The 1,155-nt window shown below is 60.7% G+C and carries 2 protein-coding genes; one reads left to right on the top strand and one right to left on the bottom strand.

All coding sequences use genetic code 11. The annotated features are described in order from the left end of the window. Positions 1-107 precede the first annotated feature (107 nt). Entirely contained in the window at positions 108-680 is a 573-nt protein-coding gene (locus AC0B9F_RS38320) for a cob(I)yrinic acid a,c-diamide adenosyltransferase (protein WP_030537338.1), read from the top strand. 10 nt (positions 681-690) lie between these two features. Here the strand turns inward: AC0B9F_RS38320 and AC0B9F_RS38315 are convergent, their stop codons facing one another. Continuing rightward, positions 691-1,113, bottom strand: coding sequence for a DUF2550 domain-containing protein (locus tag AC0B9F_RS38315; RefSeq protein WP_029255703.1), 423 nt, complete (start codon positions 1,111-1,113; stop codon positions 691-693). Positions 1,114-1,155 lie beyond the last annotated feature (42 nt).

Raw genomic sequence — 1,155 nt, 5'->3', positions numbered from 1 at the left:
AGTACTTCACCTTCGAGGCGGTTACCCCCGGTCACAAGAAAGTGCTCACTCACGGTTCACAGCCTAGAGCCACAACCTCGTCGGCACCGCGCCGGTACCGTAGCCCTATGTCTGTTCACCTGACGAAGATCTACACCCGGACCGGCGACGACGGGACCACGGGCCTCAGCGATTTTTCCCGCGTGTCCAAGAACGATCCGCGTCTGATCGCCTACGCGGATTGCGACGAGACCAATGCAGCGATCGGTGTGGCCGTTGCCCTCGGCACTCCCCCGGAGAATCTCCTCGCAATGCTGCGCCAGATCCAGAACGACCTTTTCGACGCAGGGGCCGACTTGTCCACCCCCGTGGTCGAGAACCCGAAGTACCCGCCGCTACGAGTGACTCAGTCCTACATCGATCGACTCGAAGGATGGTGCGATGAGCTCAATGAGCAACTGGCACCGTTGAATTCGTTCATTCTGCCGGGCGGAACCGCCTTGGGAGCCCTGCTTCACGTAGCAAGAACCGTCTCGCGGCGTGCGGAGCGTGCGGCTTGGTCCGCCATCAATGCGAACCCGGAGGACACGAGCGTGCTCCCCGCGAAATACCTCAACAGATTGTCGGATCTGCTCTTCATCATGGGAAGAGTGGCAAATCCTGAAGGCGATGTGCTCTGGAAGCCCGGCGCCGGGGCTTGAGCGGGACCGGTCAGGCGGTGCGTCGCCTACGGGCGCGCCCGTCCGGCCGAGATTCCACCCAGGACAGGAACGCTGTCAATGCTCCACTGTCCAAAGCGATTTCGTAGGCCGACGAGCCGTCATTGACCTTGACCACGACGATGTCGTCGCTCATGATGTCGAATTCGGTACCCGAGGGAGAACGACGGCTCTCGACCTCGATACCTTGACGATCGATCCTGGAGTCCGGGCCCGGCCGCAGACTCGACAGTTTGAAAAAGACAAAGGTGCTTTCGCCGTAGCGAATGATTCCGTGACGCCACCCGCTGTCCCCCGGAGATGGCAGAACACGAAGCAGTGCAGCGGTACCGCCGCGACGCAGAACCAGCAGACGATACAGAAAAGCCGCGACGAGAACCGCGAGCAGCACAACCAGAATGATCAACACAGTCATTCCGAATGTCACTGTTCGTCGGCTCCCGTCGCGGCTTTACTC

It is taken from the genome of Streptomyces sp. NPDC097129, assembly GCF_055668065.1.
The sequence above is the reverse complement of the archived record's forward strand: the minus strand, read 5'-3'. Positions and strand labels throughout refer to the sequence as shown.